Source organism: Psychrobacillus antarcticus (assembly GCF_029533155.1).
In the GTDB taxonomy this organism is placed as follows: domain Bacteria; phylum Bacillota; class Bacilli; order Bacillales_A; family Planococcaceae; genus Psychrobacillus; species Psychrobacillus antarcticus.
Genome location: NZ_JAIZDB010000078.1, coordinates 1 through 298, shown reverse-complemented (window position 1 = coordinate 298; position 298 = coordinate 1). Strand labels below are relative to the sequence as shown.

1 rRNA gene is annotated in these 298 nt (G+C 52.7%); it reads right to left on the bottom strand.

What is annotated here, in order from left to right:
* Positions 1 to 298, bottom strand: a 16S ribosomal RNA gene (locus tag LDK52_RS19965); the annotation flags it as partial.

Genomic DNA, 298 nt, shown 5'->3' with positions numbered 1-298 from the left:
AGAAAGCCGCCTTCGCCACTGGTGTTCCTCCAAATCTCTACGCATTTCACCGCTACACTTGGAATTCCGCTTTCCTCTTCTGTACTCAAGTCCCCCAGTTTCCAATGACCTTCCACGGTTGAGCCGTGGGATTTCACATCAGACTTAAAGGACCGCCTGCGCGCGCTTTACGCCCAATAATTCCGGACAACGCTTGCCACCTACGTATTACCGCGGCTGCTGGCACGTAGTTAGCCGTGGCTTTCTAATGAGGTACCGTCAAGGTACGAGCAGTTACTCTCGTACTTGTTCTTCCCTC